Raw genomic sequence first — 18,009 nt, forward strand, 5'->3', positions numbered from 1 at the left:
GACGGGTCAGCTGGCCAGGATGTCCCGGACCAGGGGGATCACCTTGGTGCCGTACAGTTCCACGGCGCGCATCCGGGCGCTCACGGGCTGCGCTCCGGCCGTGTAGATGAGGTCGAACCGGCCGACGCCGAGGCCGCGGATCGCGGCGGCCATCCGGCGGGCCACGGTCTCCGGTGAGCCGATGTACAGGGAGCCGTGCTCCACCTCGGCGTCGAACTCCTGGCGACGGATCGGGGGCCAGCCCCGCAGCGCGCCGATCCGGTCCCGCATGACCCGGTAGTGCGGCCAGAACAGCTCCTTCGCCTCCTCGTCGGTGTCGGCGATGAAGCCCGGCGAGTGCATCCCGACCGGATGCGCCGTCGTGCCGAGCTGTTCGGCCGCCCTCCGGTAGAGGTCGATGTAGGGCGCGAAGCGCTCGGGGGCGCCGCCGATGATGGCGAGCATGAGCGGAAGGCCGTACTGGGCGGTACGCACGACCGACTGCGGCGAGCCACCGACGCCCACCCACGTGGTCAGGCGCCCGGACTCCGTCTTGGGGAAGACGTCCGCGTTCTCCAGCGGAGCCCGCTTCGTGCCGCTCCAGGTGACCGGTTGTTCGTCCAACAGCTTCACGAACAGCTCGATCTTCTCCTCGAACAGCACGTCGTAGTCGCGCAGGTCGTAACCGAACAGCGGGAAGGACTCGGTGAACGAGCCGCGCCCGAGGATGACCTCGGCGCGACCGTGCGACAGCGCGTCGACCGTGGCGAAGCGCTGGAAGACCCGGACCGGGTCGTCGGAACTCAGCACGGTCACGCCGGAGGCGAGGCGGATGCGCGAGGTGCGGGTGGCGATCCCCGCCAGCACGGTCTCCGGCGTCGACACCGAGTACTCCGGCCGGTGGTGCTCGCCGAGGGCGATGACATCGACGCCGAGTTCGTCGGCCAGCACCGCCTCGTCGACGACCTGCCGGATCGCCGCGCCGTAGGAGATGAGCTTGCCGGAGTCGTCCTCCGGCACGTCGCCGAAGGTGTCGAGGCCGAACTCGAGATCAGACATTGGTGGGCTCCTTCGCCAGCAGCTCCCGAACCCGCGGCGCGACCTCGCTGCCCAGCAGCTCGATGGTGCGCGCGCGTGCCTCGCGAGGCAGGTGCATGATGTCGTACTTGAGGTCGAAGCGGCTCAGCCGCATGTCGCGGGCCATGGTCGCGATCTTTTGGGCGACCGTCTCCGGCGACCCGACGAACAGCGCCCCGTGGTCGATCTCGGCCTCGAAGCGTGCGCGGTCCGGCTTGTAGAAGCCGCGTTCCGCGGCGAGCGCCGCCACGACCGGCTGCCAGTACCGCCACCACGTCTCCTTCGCCTCCTCGTCGGTGTCCGCGACGAGGCCGAGCGAGTGCTGCCCGATCGGCTGCACGGGATGCCCGAACTGTTCGAGCGCCTGGAGGTAGAGCTCGACGTGACCGGCGAACCGTTGGGGACGCCCGCCGATGATCGCGAGCATGAGCGGAAGCCCGTACCGGGCGGCGCGGACCAGCGAGTTCGGGCTGCCGCCGACACCGATCCAGGTCGGGATGCCGCCCGGCCGCATCCGCGGATGCAGCCGCTGTGCGACCAGGGGGCTGCGCACCGTCCCGGACCAGGTGACCGCTTCGTCCCGCTGGAGCTGTACGAAAAGGTCGAGCTTCTCCTCGAACAACTGCTCGTAGTTGGCCAGGTCGTACCCGAACAGCGGGAACGACTCGGTCGCCGACGCCCGCCCGAGCACCATCTGGGCCCGGCCGTTGGACACGGCGTCGAGGGTGGCGAACTCGTGGTAGAGCCGTACCGGGTCATTCGTGCTGAGCACCGTGACCGAGGTGCCGAGGCGGATCCGCTGGGTGGCCGTCGCGATCGCCGCGAGCAGGACGGGTGTGGCCGAGTCGTTGTGGCCCTCCCGGTAGTGCTCACCGAGGCTGAACACGTCGAGTCCGACCGACTCCGCGAGCCGCGCCTCGTCGACGAGCAGCCGCACGGTCTCGGCGTCGCTCAGGACCCGGTCGCCGTCGGTGGCCACCTCCCCGAACGAGTTGAGCCCCAGTTCGAAGCCTTCAGTCGTCATGGTCTCCTCCTCGCGAGCCCCCGCCGGTTACCCGTGGCGGAGGTCGCCTAGCGCGATTGACGTGTCAACCATGCTAGCCTCTGAATTGACACGTCAACCAGGAGGGCAGATGACAAGGGCCACACCCGAGCGGCGGAGGGGACGCCAACTGCCGACCACCGAGGAGCTGCGGGTCTGGCGGGACTTCCTCGAGACCACCGAATCCCTCAGGTCCGAGCTCGCGTCACGCCTGCAGGTCGAGTCCTCGCTCTCGCCGGGGGACTACGCCGTGCTGCTCGCCCTCAGCGAGGCGCAGGACCGGCAGATGCGCTCCTCCCAGCTCGCGACGCACATTGGCTGGGAGCGGAGCCGGCTCTCCCACCACCTGGGGCGCATGGAGCGGCGCGGGCTCATCCGCCGCCAGGAGTGCCGCACCTTCCCCCGTGGGGCGGAGGTGCACCTCACGCCGACCGGAGCCGAGGCGTTCCGGGCGTCCACGGTGCCGCACCTGCGCGCCATCCGGGAGCTCTTCGTCGACGCCCTGACGCCGGAACAGCTCCACGCGGCGGGTGAGATCGCGGCGGCCCTTCGGGCGCACCTCGGGCCGCAGCGCGAGGAATGAGCCGGTGCCGGCGAGATCTCGCCGGCCCGGATTCAGCAGGCGGCGAGCAGAGTACGGAGAAGCCCGGCCAGTTGCTCGCGCTGCGCGGCCGGTAGCTGGTTCAGTGCCGCCGTCTGCTCGGCGAGCCCGGCGGTGAGCGCCTCGTCCACCACGCGCCGCCCCTTGGCGGTCAGCCGAGCCCGCAGCGCCCGCCGGTCCGTCGGGTCGGGAATGCGCTGCACCAGCTCGGCCCGCGCCAGCTTGTCCAGCCGGCCCGTCATGCCGCCGGTGGTGAGCATCAGGGCCGCCGACAGCTGGCTCGGCGACAGCGTGTACGGCTCCCCGGACCGGCGCAGGGTGGCGAGTACGTCGAACTCGCCGCGTCCGATGCCGAACGGGGCGTACGCCCGCTCGACCCGGTCTCCCATCAGCCGGGCGATCCGGTAGATCCGGCCGAAGACCTCCATCGGGAGGGTCTCAAGCTCGGGCCGCTCGGCCGCCCACTGCCCGACGATCACGTCCACCCCGTCGCCGGTCGCCGTCACTCTCTCCTGCCGCATGACCCGATTGTCTCACCTCGCACGGTGGTCAGATACTTGCCACTAAGTTTCTTAGCACTAAGCTATCGCTACGCCTGATGGGGGGACACCGCGATGAACCCGATGCTCGTCAGCACCGCCGTCACGCCGATCGTCTGGGGCACGACCTATGCCGTGACCAGCGAGTTCCTACCGGATGACCGGCCGTTGCTGGCCGCGGCGCTGCGAGCGCTGCCGGCTGGCCTCGTGCTGCTCGCGGTGACCCGAGCCCTGCCCCGGGGAGCGTGGTGGTGGAAGGCGGCGGTCCTCGGCACGTTGAACATCGGGGTGTTCTTCGCGATGCTCTTCTTCGCCGCCTACCGGCTACCCGGTGGCGTCGCGGCCGTGCTCGGCGCCACCGGCCCGCTGCTCACGGTCGGCCTCTCGGCGGCCCTGCTCCGGATCCGGCCCAGCACGATCGCGATCGGCGCCGGACTGCTCGGCGTGCTCGGTGTCTCGCTGGTGGTCCTGCGCCCGGACGCCCACCTCGACCTGCTGGGGATCCTGGCCGGTCTGGTCGGTACAGCCTCGATGGCCACCGGCACCGTCCTGACGAAACGATGGGGACGCCCGGCCGGAATTGGCGCGCTGCCGTTCACCGCGTGGCAGCTCACCGCCGGTGGTCTGCTGCTCGCCCCGGTGGCACTCGCCGCGGAGGGACTGCCGGCCACCCTGACGGGCACCAACCTCGCCGGATACGGATACCTGGCCACCGCCGGCACGGCGTTGGCGTACTGGCTCTGGTTCCGTGGGATCGCCGCGCTGCCCGCGACCTCGGTGGCATTCCTCGCCCTGCTCAGCCCGATCACCGCGGCGGTCCTCGGTTGGCTGGCGCTCGGTCAGACGCTGCGCCCGGTGCAGGTGGTGGGACTGGTCGTCGCGCTGGCCGGCACCCTGCTCGGTCAGCTTTCCAACGGCGCCACTGGCCGGGCGGCCGTCCCAGTCTCGGGCCTTGTCCGCCGACCGGTGGGAGTTTGCGCGAACCTTGACCTGGCACCGCCCGCCGCCACCACCATCAGCACGGCGCGTGACCTCGTTTGCCGACCTGGAGCCGGGGAACTCGACTGCTCCAACGGCGAGAGGAGGCCGCACGGTGAACGACAAGGAGTTCCTCGCCCTGGTGGCGACGCGATCCGGGATGTCGTCGGAGCAGGCGACCGCCGTCACACAGGCCACGTTGACCACCCTGGCCGAGCGGATCGACGGCGGTGAGGCGCGCGACCTGGCCGACCAGCTTCCCTCCGGGCTGGGGGCGTACGCCTTCGGCGGCAGCGAGACAGCCGAGCGGTTCGGGCTCGACGTCTTCGTCGACCGGGTCAGCGGTCGCGCGGACCTCGATGTGGACGCGGCGAGGGACGGCGTGACGGCGGTCTTCGATGTCCTCCGGGACGCCCTCGACCCCAGCGGCTACGAGCAGGTGATCACCCAGTTGCCGGCGGAGTACGCGGATGTCGCCGACCAGACCGGGCCGTTCGTCCGCCGGCAGGCCTGACGGTCCGGGTGGCCCGCGTTCACCAGCGGAAGCGATCGTTGCCGCTGGCCGGCCGACGTGCCGCGCGGTCACGAAACCGGGCGCGAGCTGGATCATCGTCAGCCCGGCCTCGTCAGCGACGGTGGCCAGTCGCTCGGCCGCCTCCAGTCGGGCGCGGTCGACTCCGACCTTCGCCAGGCGCAGCATCACCAGTGGCAGGCCGTCGTAGCCTGGCGTGGTGAAGAAGGCGTCGGGCTCCCCGAGCAGGAGGGCCTGCTTCTCTCGTCGCCGACGAACAGCACCGCGATATCCGTGCGGATCAGGCGTGGCCTGCCCGGCCTGCGCTCGGGATAGGACCAGACGAACCCCTTGTCGTTCACCCGGAAGTCGAAGCCCTCGCTGTCGATCTACACGATGTACGGCAGGGCCAGTGCCAGGCGGCGAACATCGTCCGCGTCAGCCACCGAGACCCCTCGCAGAGCGCAGAATCCGCATGTGACCAGGCTACGCGCCGCCATCCCGGGCATCTGCGGTGCGGGCGAACGCTCGGATGAGTTCCGCCTCGTGGTCCGTCCGCCGAATCGTGACCTTGAGAATCGGGCCACCTCCGTGAAGGCTGGTATCCGCCCCAACCTAGGAGATGGTCGTGCGTAGGCTCGTGTACTTCATCGCTGCCACTGTGGACGGTTTCATCGCCGGCCCCGACGGCGCGGACCCCACCGGCCCTGACGGCTTCTGAATGACATCGACCGAGTACGACCTCATCGTGCTGGGTGCGGGCCCGGTCGGCGAGAACGTGGCCGACCGCGCGGTCCAGGGCGGCCTCAGCGCCGTGCTCGTCGAGCACGAACTCGTCGGAGGGGAGTGCTCGTACTGGGCGTGCATGCCGTCCAAGGCGTTGCTGCGCCCCGCGCAGGTCCTGCGGGCTGCCCGGCAGGTCCTCGGTGCCCGGCAGGCGGTGACCGGCGAGCTCGACGTGCCGGCCGTTCTCGCCCGTCGTGACTCGTTCGCGAGCAACTGGTCCGACGAGGGCCAGGCGAACTGGGTCGCTGGCTCGGGTATCTCCCTGGAGCGCGGTCACGGCCGCATCACCGGCCCGAAGGAGGTCACGGTCACCGCTCCCAACGGCCGCGCGACCGTCCTCAGCGCACGGCACGCGGTGGTGGTGAGCACCGGGACCGACGCGCTCATCCCCGACATCGAGGGGCTGCGTGATGCCCGCCCGTGGACGAGCCGGGAGGCGACGAGCGCGAAGAGGGTCCCGGCGAGCCTGGCGATCATCGGTGCCGGCGTCGTCGGCGTCGAGATGGCGACCGCGTACGCCGGCTTCGGCACGGCGGTCACCCTGATCTCCCGGGGCGGCCTGCTCGACGGCATGGAACCCTTCGCGGGGGAGGCCGTCGCGAGGGCGCTGCGGGAGCAGGGCGTCACCGTGCTGCTCGACACCCGGACCACCCGGGTGACCCGCGACGAGGACGGGATCACCGTCGAGACCGGGGACGGGCCCACCGTCACCGTCGAGGAGGTGCTCGTCGCCACCGGCCGAACGCCGCGCACCGGGGACATCGGCCTGGAGACGATCGGTCTGACCCCGGGCGGTTGGGTCGACACCGACGACACGATGCTCGTGCCCGGCTTCGACTGGCTCTACGCCGTCGGCGACGTGAACCACCGCGCGCTGCTCACCCACCAGGGCAAGTACCAGGCGCGGGCCGCGGGTGACGTCATCGCGGCGCGCGCGACCGGCGCACCGGTCGCGGACGCCCGGTGGGGCGCGCACGTCGCGACCGCCGACCACGCGGCGGTGCCGCAGGTCACCTTCACCGACCCGGAGGTCGCCTCCGTCGGCCTGACCGCCGAGAAGGCGCGCAGCGCCGGCTACGACATCCGGGTGGTGGACTACGACCTGGGCCGCGTGGCGGGCGCCGGCGTGCGCGCCGACGGCTACGCGGGGACCGCCCGCATGATCGTCGACGAGAAGCGCCACGTCCTGCTCGGCGTCACCTTCGTCGGCCCCGACGTGGGCGAACTCCTGCACGCGGCCACCATCGCGATCGTCGGCGAGGTCCCACTCGACCGGCTGTGGCACGCCGTACCGGCCTACCCGACGGTGAGCGAGATCTGGCTGCGACTGCTGGAGGCCTACGGGCGTCCGTAGCGCGCGGTGCTGGCAGTAGGGGGAGGGCCCCGGTCGCAACGACCGGGGCCTCGACGTCGGTGACCTCGATCGTGCGGAGCTGGGAACTCGACCCGCAGGCCGAAAACCGTAATGTGATCTCGCCTGCTGGAGTCGTGGTTGACCTGCGGAGATAACGCTCTCACGAATGGTGGGAGAGTCCTTGACGCGCCCGTGACCGAGCCGCAACGATGCATTCACATGTGTCGCGCTCGTGGCGGCGAACGGCAGGCCGGGCGACCGCTACGAGGCCCGGCACCACCCTGCCCACCACCAGGCGTGATCGGCGCACGCCGTCCCCCGCACCGCGAAAGGACCTACCGTGCGCAGATCCCTGAGATCGTGGCTCGGCGCCGTGCTGAGCGCGATCCTCGTCGTGGGCGGCATAGTCGCCGTGCCACCCGTGGCCAGCGCCGCACCGTTCACCGTGCTGGTGTTCAGCAAGACCGCCGGATTCCGGCACGGCTCCATCACCCCGGGCATCACCGCCATCCAACAGCTCGGCGCCGCCAACGGGTTCACCGTCGAGACCACCGAGGACGCGGCCCAGTTCACCGACGCCAACCTGGACCGGTTCGGCGCGGTGATCTGGCTGTCCACCACCGGCGACGTGCTCAACGCCGCCCAGCAGGCCGCGTTCGAGCGCTACATCCAGGGCGGTGGCGGGTACGTGGGCGTGCACGCGGCCTCCGACACCGAGTACGACTGGCCCTGGTACGGCGGGCTGGTCGGGGCGTACTTCGCCTCGCACCCGGCGGAGCAGACCGCCACCGTCAAGGTCGCCGACCAGGTGCACCCGTCCACCGCGACGCTGCCGCAGCGGTGGAGCCGGTTCGACGAGCTGTACAACTACCGCACCAACCCGCGCGGCAACGTGCACGTGCTGGCCACCCTGGACGAGAGCACCTACACCGGCGGGAGCATGGGGTACGACCACCCGATCTCGTGGTGCCAGAACTACTCCGGCGGCCGGTCCTGGTACACCGGCCTCGGCCACACCGACGCGTCGTACACCGACGCGAACTTCCGTCAGCACCTGCTCGGCGGCATCATGACCGCGGCCGGCGCGGTCGACGCGGACTGCGGCCCCACCGTCACCAGCAACTTCCAGCAGGTGGAGCTGGCCAAGGGCGCCGCCGAGACCGGCGAGCCGATGAGCCTCACCGTGCTGCCCGACCGGGGCGTGCTGCACACCTCGCGCAACGGCGTGATCCGGCACACCGACGCGGCCGGCAACACCAAGGTCGCCGCCACCCTGCCCGTCTACACCGGGGACGAGGAGGGCCTCCAGGGCATCAAGGCCGACCCGAACTTCGCCACCAACCGCTGGGTGTACGCGTACTACGCCCCACCACTCAGCACCCCCGGCGGTGGCGCTCCGGCCACCGGCACCCCGGCCGACTTCGCCGTCTGGGACGGCGTCAACCGGCTGTCCCGGTTCACGGTGAACGCCGACAACACCATCAACCTGGCCAGCGAGACGCTGATCCTCAACGTGCCGACCAGCCGGGGCATGTGCTGCCACGTCGGCGGTGACATGGACTTCGACGCGGCCGGCAACCTGTACCTGTCCACCGGCGACGACACCAACCCGTTCGACTCGGCCGGGTTCACCCCGATCGACGAGCGGGCCGGCCGCAACCCGGCCTTCGACGCGCAGCGCACCTCGGCGAACAGCAACGACCTGCGCGGCAAGGTCCTCCGCATCAAGCCGAGCGCGGCCGGCGGGTACACCATCCCGGCCGGCAACATGTTCGCCCCGGGCACCGCGCGGACTCGCCCGGAGATCTACGCGATGGGCTTCCGCAACCCGTTCCGGATGAGCGTGGACAAGGCCACCGGCATCGTCTACCTCGGTGACTACGGTCCCGACGCGGGCACCGCCGACCCGAACCGCGGGCCGGCGGGCAACGTGGAGTTCGCCCGGATCGACCGGCCCGGCTTCTACGGCTGGCCGTACTGCACGGCCCGCAACGACGCCTACAACGACTACACCTTCCCGTCCGGCCCGTCCGGGCCGAAGTTCAACTGCGCCGGCGGGCCGGTGAACAACTCGCCCAACAACACCGGCATCACCCAGCTGCCGCCGGCCGTCCCCGCGTGGCTGCCGTACGGCGGTTCCGGCTCCCCGCCCGAGTTCACCGGCGGTGGCCTGTCCCCGATGGGTGGCCCGGTCTACCGGTACGACCCGAACAACACCTCCGACGTGGCGTTCCCCGAGTACTACGACGGGACCTACTTCGCCGGTGAGTTCGGCCGCCGCTGGATCAAGAACATCAAGCTCGACCCGACCGGCCAACCGTTGAAGATCAACCCGTTCCCGTGGACCGGCACCCAGGTCATGGACATGGAGTTCGGCCCGGACGGCGCGCTCTACGTGCTCGACTACGGCACCGGGTGGTTCAACGGCGACGCCAACTCGGCGCTGTACCGGATCGAGTACGCCCGCGAGGGCAGAGCGCCACGCGCCGTGGTCTCGGCGACCCCGACGAGCGGCACCGCGCCGCTGACCGTGTCGTTCTCCTCGGCCGGCACGCTCGACCCGGACGGTGACCCGTTCACCTACGCGTGGGACTTCGACAACAACGGCACCACCGACTCGACCGCGGCGAACCCGAGCTTCACGTACACCACCAACGGGACCCGCAGCCCGACGTTGACGGTCCGGGACACCACCGGCAAGACGGCCACCGCGAGCGTGGTCGTCACGGTCGGCAACAGCGCGCCGGTGGTCACCGTGAACACCCCGTTGAACGGGCGGACGTTCGCCTTCGGGGACGCGGTGCCGTTCACCGTCACCGTGACCGACGCCCAGGACGGTGCCATCGACTGCGCCCGGGTCAAGGTCAACTACGTCCTCGGTCACGACTCGCACGGCCACCAGCTCAGCAGCGTGCAGGGCTGCACCGGGGTCATCCAGACCTCGGCTGACGGCGAGCACGACACCGCGGCGAACATCTTCGGCATCATCGACGCCGAGTACACCGACCTGGGCGGGGGCGGCCAGCCGCCGCTGACCACGCACACCCAGGCCGTCCTCCAGCCACGGGTGCGCCAGGCCGAGCACTTCGGTGACTCGTCCGGCATCCAGGTCGTCGCCGGGGGCAGCGCGAACGGCGGCGCCGCGATCGGGTACGTCGACAACAACGACTGGATCTCGTTCCGCCCGTACAACCTGACCGGCGTCCAGTCGTTCAGCGCCAGGGTCGGCGCCCCGGCCGGTGGCGGCGGCACGCTGGAGCTGCGGGTCGACTCGCCAACCGGGCCGCTGGTCGGCTCGGCCACCGTCGTACCCACCGGCGGGTACGCCAACTTCGCCACGGTCACCGGCGGGGTCACCGCCCCGACCGGCACCCGGACCCTGTTCCTGGTCTTCAAGGGCGCCGGCCCGTGGTTCGACATCGACGAGTTCACCCTCTCCAGCAGCCCCGGAGGCCCGGGCCCGGACCCGAACCCGCCGGGGGCGAACCTCGCCCAGGGCAAGCCGGCTCGGGCGTCCAGTTTCGAGGGTGCCTTCGTGGCGGCCAACGCGTTCGACGGCCAGCCCGGCACCCGCTGGGGCAGCGCGTTCAGTGACCCGCAGTGGATCGACGTGGACCTGGGCGCCACGTACAGCATCAACCGGGTCAAGCTGACCTGGGAGGCGGCGTACGGCAGCGGGTACCAGATCCAGACCTCGCCGGACGGGGTCAACTTCACCACGATCAGGACGGTGACCGGCGGCGACGGTGGGGTGGACGACCTGACCGGGCTGACCGGCTCCGGCCGGTACGTCCGGCTCACCGGCACCGCCCGGGGCACCGCCTGGGGCTACTCGCTGTTCGAGTTCGAGGTGTACGGCGGCACCGGAGGCCCGACCGGCCCCGGCACCAACCTGCTGTTGAACAAGCCGACCCTGACGTCCAGCACCGAGGGGGCCGACGTGGCCGGCGCCCGGGCGGTCGACGGCAGTCTCACCACCCGGTGGTCGAGCGCGTTCTCCGACCCACAGTGGATTCGCGTCGACCTCGGCAGCCCGACCGCGATCGGCCGGGTCAAGCTGAGCTGGGAGGCGGCATACAGCAGCTCGTACGTCATCCAGACCTCGAACGACGGCACCACCTGGAGCAACGTGAAGACGGTGACCGGGGCCGACGGTGGTGTGGACGAGCACACCGGGCTCGGCGCCAACGGCCGCTACCTGCGGATCTACGGCATCGCCCGGGGCACCGCCTGGGGTCACTCGCTCTGGGAGGTGGAGGCGTACACGAGCTGAACCATCGTCGATGACGTGGCCGGCACGGTTCCCCGTGCCGGCCATGTTCCTGCCCGGTTGCATATACCGGTTGTCAGTATATGCTTCTCGGCATGAGTGAGAGCCCATTGCGGGAGCCGACGTTCCTGGTGCTGACCGCGCTGGCCGAGTCTCCCAGCCACGGCTACGCCGTCATCGAGGACGTGCTGCGCATCTCCGACGGCCGGGTGCGCCTGCGCGCCGGCACCCTCTACGCCGTTCTCGACCGGCTCCGGGCCGACGGCCTCATCGAGGTCGAGCGCGAGGAGGTGGTGCAGTCGCGACTGCGCCGCTACTACCGACTCACCGCCCTCGGCGCGCGTCGGCTCGCCGAGGAGGCGGCCCGCCTGCGGCACAACGCGGACGCGGCTCGCGCACGGCTGCGCCGCGGCGGCCTGCTGACCGAGGGGGGTGCGGCATGAGCAGCGACGACCTGGAACGCCGGTACCGGCGGTTGCTGGCCCTCTATCCCTGGGAGCACCGCCGGGTGTACGAGGACGAGATGCTGGCCGTGCTCCTCGCCGGTGCCCGGCCGGGCCAGCGACGACCCGCCCCCGGTGACGTGCTGAACGTGGTCGGCGCCGGGCTGCGGGCTCGGCTGCGGGTGGGCGCACGGGGGTTCACCGAGCCGACCTGGGCGGAGGCAGCGGCGGTGACCGGCCTGCTGGTCGGGCTCCTGCTGCTCGCCCTCTCCGCCGCATCACTGCTCGATCAGCTCATCCGGAATCCAAGCCTGCCTCCCGGGTACGGGCCGAGCGGCCCCGACCTCGTCGACTGGCTGCGGGTGGCCGGCTGGGCGGGCGTCTGCGTGGCCGTGCTGGTCGGGTGGCGCTGGCTGGCCGCCGGTCTGGCCTGGGCCGGCGTGCTCGGCTGGGGCGCGCTGGTCGCCCCGCAGAGCAGCGACAATCCGACGTACGTGGTGGACACCCTGCCGCAGTTCGCGCTCGCCGTGGTGGCGGCCGCCGCGCTGACCGTGCCGACGCCGCGCCGCCGGCTGCTCGCGCTGCTGGGCGTACGCCGGTTGGTGGCGCTGCTGCTCGCGCCGGCCGCAGCGGTCACGCTGCTGGAGGTCAACCGGGTCACCAGTCCGGCGTTCGACCCCGTCGACGGCGCGACCTACCAGGTCTTCTACGGCATCGAGGCCAGCAGTGAGCTGGTCCTCTGGCTCTACGTCGCCGGTCTGGTCGCCGCCGCGCTGGCCATGCTGGTCGCGCTGGCCACGCTCCACCCGGGGGTACGCCGACGGATCGTCGTCATGCTCCTGCCGGTGGCCGCGCTCGCACTGGTGATCGACAGCGCCCTCGCCGGCTGGGCCACCTCCACCATGCACATGGGACACACCATCCCCCTGGTGCCCGCACAGTGGGCGATGCTGGTTCTCGTCCCAGCGGTGACGTTCCTGGCCGGGGCCCTGCTCGTCCGTCGCCGAGAGGAGACACTGCGCATGGTCGCCATCGGTAGGGCCGCGGATCGCGCGCAGCCAGCAGACTAGCCGCCGACTCCGCGCCAAGATCCGCGCATCTTCCCCGAAACTGCTGCCTGCCGGCGCGTTGAGGCGACAACTTCCCGGAAACTGCGCAGATCATCCGAGGCCGCGCGCCTGACGGCATTCGCCGGCGGGCGTGCAATCGCTGCGGGTACCGCTCAGCCAGCGGATCAGTCGTCGGCGACGGAGACCGGCTCCGAGCCCATGCAGCGCACCTTCAGCTCGTACTCGCCGGCCGACCCCTTGAACCTCACCTCGACGTCGTCGTCCGGGCCCCGGTCCACGTCATGGACCCGGTAACCCTGCGCGGGCGCCCAGGAGACGAGGCGTACCCCGGCGGCGCCGCACTCGGCCACGGCCGTGCCACCCTCGGTCGCGAACACCCGCCGGACCCCGGAGCTGGCGGTCGGCGCCGCCGGGCCGGCGGACGGCGTGGCGCTCGTCGTGCCGGCGGGCTCCGGCTCCGGTGAGGCGAGCGCCGGCTCCGGTGAGGCGAGCGCGCGTTCGATCTCGGCCTCGCTGCGCACCCCGCCCGGGGTACCGGTGATGCTCTCGCCCACCAACCGGATGGCGCCCAGCCCGATCAGGGTGGCCACGGCGGCGGTGGCCACCCAGCCGGTGGCGACGAGGATCGAACGACGGCCCATTCCCCGACTATCCCCGATCCATCGTTGTCGCCGGCACATCACGACGCTAAGGCAGGGTTAACGCGGGCCCCGATCCTGGCGGCAGCGGTTAGCCTGCCAGCTGTGGCCCGCCTGCTGCTCATCGAGGACGACCTGACGATCCGTACGCCGCTGATCCGGGCGTTGCGGGAACGTGGCCACGCGGTGGCCGCCGCCTCGACCGCGATGGCCGGGCTCCGCGACGCGCTGGACGACCGGCCGGACCTCGTCGTGCTCGACCTGGGGCTGCCCGACCTGGACGGACGCGAGCTGCTGCGGATGCTGCGCGCGGTCAGCGCGGTGCCGGTCATCGTGGCCACCGCCCGCGACGACGAGGCCGAGATCGTTCGGGTCCTCGACGCGGGGGCCGACGACTACGTGGTGAAGCCGTTCACGGCGGCGCAGCTCGACGCCCGCGCGCGGGCGGTGCTCCGGCGGGGCACCTCCAACGCGGACGTCCAGGATCCCTCGCTCGTCGTCGGCGGGCTGCGGATCGACCCTCGGGCCCGCCAGGTCACCCTCGACGGCGCGACGGTCGAGCTGACGCCCCGCGAGTTCGACCTGCTGCACCACCTCGCCGGCCGACCGGGTCAGGTGGTCACCAAGCGCGAGCTGCTGACCGAGGTCTGGCAGATCCCGTACGGCGGCGCCGACAAGACCGTGGACGTGCACCTGTCCTGGTTGCGCCGCAAGCTGGGCGAGAGCGCGCAGGAGCCCCGCTACCTGCACACCGTGCGCGGTGTCGGGGTGCGGCTGGAGGCGCCGGGGGAGCAGCGGTGAGGGCGCGGCTCGCGTTGCTGGTCGGCGCGGTCAGCGTGCTCACCCTGATCGCGTTCCTGGTGCCACTCGCGTTGCTGGTCCGCACCGTCGCCGAGGACCGGGCCACGGTCCGCGCCACCGCCGACGCGCAGAGCCTGGTGCCGGTGGTCGGCACCGCCGACGCGGCGACCATCCGGCTCACCGTCGAGCAGCTCGCCGCGGAGTCCGGCCGACCGGTGAGCGTCTTCCTGCCGGACGGCACGGTGCTCGGCGCCCCGGTGCCCCGTACGCCCGCGGTGGCCCTGGCGGCGCGTGGGCAGAGCCTCACCGGCGAGTCCGCGGCCGGCCGGGAGGTGGTCATCGCGGTGCAGGGTCGGGCGGACGGCACCGGAGTGATCCGGACGGTGGTCCCACGGCACGAGCTGACCGCCGGGGTGACCCGGGCCTGGCTGGTGCTGGCCCTGCTCGGAGTGGTCCTGGTGGTGATCGGGCTGGTGGTCGCCGACCGGCTGGCGCGCACCCTGGTCCGGCCGATCAGCGACCTGTCGGCGGTCTCCCACCGGCTGGCGAACGCCGAGCTGGACGCCCGGGTCGTGCCGGCCGGCCCGGCGGAGCTGCGTGAGGTGGCCGGTGCCCTCAACCATCTGGCCGGCCGGATCCAGGTGCTGCTGCACCAGGAGCGGGAGCAGGTCGCCGACCTGTCGCACCGGCTGCGGACGCCGTTGACGGCGCTGCGGCTGGAGGCGGAGTCGCTGCGCGACCCGGACGACGCGGCCCGGATCACCGCCGCCGCCGACGGGCTCGAACGGGCCGTCACCGGGCTGATCCGGCAGGCCCGCTGGCGCCGGTCACCGGCGACGGGAACGGCCGCCTCGGACGCCGCGTCGATCGTCGGCGACCGGGTGGCGTTCTGGTCGGTGCTGGCCGAGGACACCGGCCGGGCCGTCACCCTCGACCTGGCGCCCGGCCCGCTTCCCGTCGGTGTGCCCGCCGACGACCTGACGGCGGCCGTGGACGCCCTGCTCGGCAACGTCTTCGCGCATACCCCCGACGGCACGCCCTTCGCCGTCCGGCTCGCCCGGGACGCGGGCGAGGTGCTGCTCACCGTCACCGACGAGGGCCCGGGAATGCCGCACGGGGCGGTCCGGCGGGGTGCCAGCGCGGCCGGGTCGACCGGCCTCGGTCTGGACATCGCCCGGCGCGCCGCACAGGCCGGCGGCGGTCGGCTGGAGCTGGGTACCGGTCCGGGAGGAGGGGCGCAGGTGCTGCTCCGGCTCGGCCCGCCGATGCCCGAGCGGTTGGCCGCGGACGCGGGCCCGGGACCGTCGGGGATGGCTTAACCCGGCCTTAGCGTCCGCACAGCGCGGCGCTATCCCGATCCGACCGATCCTCGAAGTCGACAACCGAGGAAAGGTGGACATCATGGTGAAGCGCAGCTCTCTGCTCCTGGCGTCGGTCGGCGGCGCGGCGGTGCTGGCGGTGGCCGGGGCGGCCGTCGGCGTCAGCGCCGCTGGCGACTCGCGGGCCACCGGCACGGCACTCGCCGCCGCCACCGTCGACCCGACGGCCACGGACGGGCCGGACGACAGCGCCACCAGCCCCGCGCCGGGGACCAGCGGCACGCCGTCGAGCGGCGCGCCCTCCAGCGGTACGCCGTCGAGCGGCAGCCCCGGCGGAGCGGTCGACCAGCAGCGCGCCGGCGAGATCGCGCTCGCCCGGGCCGGCGGTGGGCAGATCACCGAGGTCGAGGCCGAGCAGGAGCACGGCCGACCGGTCTGGAGCGTCGAGATCGTCGCCGGCGACACCGAGCACGAGGTGGACGTCGACCGGGACAACGGCACGGTGGTCAAGGCCGAGCAGGAGGCGGTCGACGACGACGGGGACGACCGGGACGACGACGGGGACGACCGCGACGACCACGGGGACGACCGGGACGACGATGACGACAGGTCCGGCGACGACGACTGACGCCGGGTTGCCGCCGCCCACCACGGGCTCACCGTGGTGGGCGGTGGTGTGCGGCCACCCTCAGACGGCCGGGACGGGCTCCTCCCGGGCCGCCGGCTCGTCCTGGTCGAACTGGGTGCGGTACAGATCCTGGTAGCGGCCACCAGCGGCGAGAAGCTCGCTGTGTCGCCCGCGTTCGACGATGCGACCGTCCTCGACGACGAGGATCTGGTCGGCCGAACGGATGGTCGAGAGCCGGTGTGCGATGACCACACTGGTCCGGCCGGTCAGCGCCTCGGCGAGGGCGTCCTGCACGGCGGCCTCCGACGTGGAGTCCAGATGCGCCGTGGCCTCGTCGAGGATGACCACCCGGGGACGGGCCAGCAGCAGCCGCGCGATGGTGAGCCGTTGCCGTTCCCCGCCCGACAGGCGGTACCCCCGTTCACCGACGACGGTGTCGAGGCCATTGGGCAGTGAGCGGATCAGGGCGTCGAGCCGGGCCCGTCGCAGTACCTCCCACATTTCCTCCTCGGTCGCGTCCGGCGCGGCGAACAGCAGGTTGGCGCGGATGCTCTCGTGGAACAGGTGCCCGTCCTGGGTCACCACGCCGAGCGCGGTTCGGATCGATTCGGCCGACAGGTCGCGGACGTCGACGTCGGCGAGGCGTACCGCGCCGTCCCCGACGTCGTACAGGCGCGGCAGGAGTTGGGCGATCGTCGACTTGCCCGCCCCGGAGGAGCCGACGAGGGCGACCATCTGCCCCGCCTCGGCGCGGAACGACACGCCGTGCAGCACCTCCTCGTCGCCGCGCGTATCGAGCTTCGTCACATCCTCGAGGGACGCGAGCGACACCTTGTCGGCCGACGGGTAGCCGAACCGTACCCCGTCGAACTCCACCGAGACCGGTCCGTCCGGCAGCGGCCGGGCATCGGACCTGTCCTGGATCAGCGGCTCGAGGTCGAGGATCTCGAACACCCGCTCGAAGCTCACGAGCGCGCTCATCACCTCGACCCGGGCGCTGGCCAGCGACGTCAACGGCGCGTACAGGCGCGACAGCAGCAGCGCGAGCGCGACCACGGTGCCGGCGTCGAGGCTGCCCCGCAGGGCGTAGAGCCCGCCCAGCCCGTAGACCAGGGCCAGCGCCAGCGAGCCGACGACGGTGAGCGCGGTGATGAAGACCCACTGGAGCATGGCGGTACGGATGCCGATGTCGCGTACGCGTCGCGCCCGCGCCGCGAATTCGGCCGACTCCTCGGCCGGACGTCCGTACAGCTTGACCAGTGTCGCGCCGGGTGCCGAGAAGCGTTCGGTCATCCGGGTGCTCATGGCCGCGTTGTGCTCGGCGGCTTCGCGCTGCAACCGGGCGAGCCGCGAACCCATCCGCCGGGCCGGGAGAACGAAGATGGGCAGCAGTACGAGCGCCAGCAGCGTGATCTGCCACGAGAAGCTGAGCATCACCGCCAGCGTCAGGGCCAGTGTGACGGCGTTGCCGACCACACCCGACAGGGTGTCGCTGAACGCCCGCTGCGCGCCGATCACGTCGTTGTTCAAACGGCTCACCAGCGCACCGGTACGGGTCCGGGTGAAGAACGCCACAGGCATGCGCTGGACGTGGTCGAAGACGGTCGTCCGCAGCTGGACGATCAGTCCCTCGCCGATGCTGGCGGACAGGAACCGCGTCACCAGACCCAGACCGGCTTCGGCCAGGGCGATCACGGCGATCAGCACCGCCAACCGGATCACGACGCCGCTGTCGGCGCCGTCGACGATCGCGTCCACGACCCGACCGGCGAGCACCGGTGCCGCCACGGTGAGGACCGCTGTCACCACGCTCAACAGCAGGAACCTGACGATCAGGGCACGGTGCGGCCGGGCGAACCGCGCGATGCGCTTCAGGGTGGCCCGGGACAGTGGTCGTTCGTCCCGCGCGTTCATCGCGTGGCGCAGAGACGTCCACGCGGTAACTTCCATGCTCATGCCGTACCTCCGCGGAG

Annotated in this window: 15 protein-coding genes and 1 pseudogene; 10 read left to right on the top strand and 6 right to left on the bottom strand. The window is 71.9% G+C overall.

Features of this window, described 5'->3' with window-relative positions:
• Positions 1-6: 6 nt before the first annotated feature.
• Positions 7-1,038, bottom strand: a complete 1,032-nt coding sequence (locus tag AB0K07_RS08025) for an LLM class flavin-dependent oxidoreductase (RefSeq protein ID WP_363751877.1) — start codon at positions 1,036-1,038, stop codon at positions 7-9.
• Positions 1,031-2,080, bottom strand: coding sequence for an LLM class flavin-dependent oxidoreductase (locus tag AB0K07_RS08030; protein ID WP_363751878.1), 1,050 nt, complete (start codon positions 2,078-2,080; stop codon positions 1,031-1,033). Before AB0K07_RS08030 ends, AB0K07_RS08025 begins: the two co-directional genes overlap by 8 nt.
• Before the next feature lie 109 nt (positions 2,081-2,189).
• Here AB0K07_RS08030 and AB0K07_RS08035 point away from each other — a divergent pair, with 109 nt between their 5' ends.
• Positions 2,190-2,681 (top strand): MarR family transcriptional regulator, encoded by a 492-nt coding sequence (locus tag AB0K07_RS08035; protein ID WP_363751879.1) that lies wholly within the window; start codon positions 2,190-2,192, stop codon positions 2,679-2,681.
• Positions 2,682-2,713: 32 nt separating this feature from the next.
• Here AB0K07_RS08035 and AB0K07_RS08040 read toward each other — a convergent pair whose 3' ends face one another.
• Entirely contained in the window at positions 2,714-3,220 is a 507-nt protein-coding gene (locus AB0K07_RS08040; protein WP_363751880.1) for a MarR family transcriptional regulator, read from the bottom strand.
• A gap of 93 nt (positions 3,221-3,313) precedes the next feature.
• Between AB0K07_RS08040 and AB0K07_RS08045 the strand changes: the two genes are divergently transcribed.
• Positions 3,314-4,450, top strand: coding sequence for an EamA family transporter (locus tag AB0K07_RS08045; RefSeq protein ID WP_363751881.1), 1,137 nt, complete (start codon positions 3,314-3,316; stop codon positions 4,448-4,450).
• Positions 4,377-4,730 (top strand): DUF2267 domain-containing protein, encoded by a 354-nt coding sequence (locus AB0K07_RS08050; RefSeq protein WP_363751882.1) that lies wholly within the window; start codon positions 4,377-4,379, stop codon positions 4,728-4,730. The genes AB0K07_RS08045 and AB0K07_RS08050 overlap by 74 nt, the downstream gene beginning before the upstream one ends.
• Before the next feature lie 153 nt (positions 4,731-4,883).
• On the opposite strand, the pseudogene AB0K07_RS08055 reads toward AB0K07_RS08050, so the two are convergent.
• Positions 4,884-5,116, bottom strand: a pseudogene (locus AB0K07_RS08055) (hypothetical protein); the annotation flags it as partial.
• Positions 5,117-5,448: 332 nt separating this feature from the next.
• Here AB0K07_RS08055 and AB0K07_RS08060 point away from each other — a divergent pair.
• From AB0K07_RS08060 to AB0K07_RS08075, 4 genes are all read left to right on the top strand, one after another.
• Complete coding sequence (locus AB0K07_RS08060) at positions 5,449-6,867, top strand: NAD(P)/FAD-dependent oxidoreductase (RefSeq protein ID WP_363751883.1); 1,419 nt, start codon at positions 5,449-5,451, stop codon at positions 6,865-6,867.
• Positions 6,868-7,207: 340 nt separating this feature from the next.
• Positions 7,208-11,140: a ThuA domain-containing protein gene (locus AB0K07_RS08065; protein ID WP_363751884.1), complete on the top strand. Its 3,933-nt coding sequence runs from the start codon at positions 7,208-7,210 to the stop codon at positions 11,138-11,140.
• A 92-nt stretch (positions 11,141-11,232) separates the two neighbouring features.
• On the top strand, positions 11,233-11,580 hold the full coding sequence (locus tag AB0K07_RS08070; protein ID WP_363751885.1) for a PadR family transcriptional regulator: 348 nt from the start codon (positions 11,233-11,235) through the stop codon (positions 11,578-11,580).
• The gene (locus AB0K07_RS08075) at positions 11,577-12,650 is read left to right on the top strand and encodes a hypothetical protein (protein WP_363751886.1); all 1,074 of its coding nucleotides are present in this window, start codon (positions 11,577-11,579) and stop codon (positions 12,648-12,650) included. Before AB0K07_RS08070 ends, AB0K07_RS08075 begins: the two co-directional genes overlap by 4 nt.
• Before the next feature lie 164 nt (positions 12,651-12,814).
• On the opposite strand, the gene AB0K07_RS08080 is transcribed toward AB0K07_RS08075, so the two are convergent.
• Positions 12,815-13,291, bottom strand: coding sequence for a septum formation initiator (locus tag AB0K07_RS08080; protein ID WP_363751887.1), 477 nt, complete (start codon positions 13,289-13,291; stop codon positions 12,815-12,817).
• A gap of 102 nt (positions 13,292-13,393) precedes the next feature.
• Between AB0K07_RS08080 and AB0K07_RS08085 the strand changes: the two genes are divergently transcribed.
• The 3 genes from AB0K07_RS08085 (at position 13,394) to AB0K07_RS08095 (ending at position 16,036) form a co-directional block, all read left to right on the top strand.
• Positions 13,394-14,089, top strand: a complete 696-nt coding sequence (locus AB0K07_RS08085; protein ID WP_363751888.1) for a response regulator transcription factor — start codon at positions 13,394-13,396, stop codon at positions 14,087-14,089.
• Positions 14,086-15,408 (top strand): HAMP domain-containing sensor histidine kinase, encoded by a 1,323-nt coding sequence (locus tag AB0K07_RS08090; protein WP_363751889.1) that lies wholly within the window; start codon positions 14,086-14,088, stop codon positions 15,406-15,408. The genes AB0K07_RS08085 and AB0K07_RS08090 overlap by 4 nt, the downstream gene beginning before the upstream one ends.
• 82 nt (positions 15,409-15,490) lie before the next feature.
• Positions 15,491-16,036, top strand: coding sequence for a PepSY domain-containing protein (locus AB0K07_RS08095; RefSeq protein ID WP_363751890.1), 546 nt, complete (start codon positions 15,491-15,493; stop codon positions 16,034-16,036).
• Positions 16,037-16,096: 60 nt separating this feature from the next.
• On the opposite strand, the gene AB0K07_RS08100 is transcribed toward AB0K07_RS08095, so the two are convergent.
• On the bottom strand, positions 16,097-17,992 hold the full coding sequence (locus AB0K07_RS08100) for an ABC transporter ATP-binding protein (RefSeq protein ID WP_363751891.1): 1,896 nt from the start codon (positions 17,990-17,992) through the stop codon (positions 16,097-16,099).
• Between the last annotated feature and the right edge of the window lie 17 nt (positions 17,993-18,009).

This window comes from Micromonospora sp. NPDC049301, from assembly GCF_040678715.1.
GTDB lineage: Bacteria > Actinomycetota > Actinomycetes > Mycobacteriales > Micromonosporaceae > Micromonospora.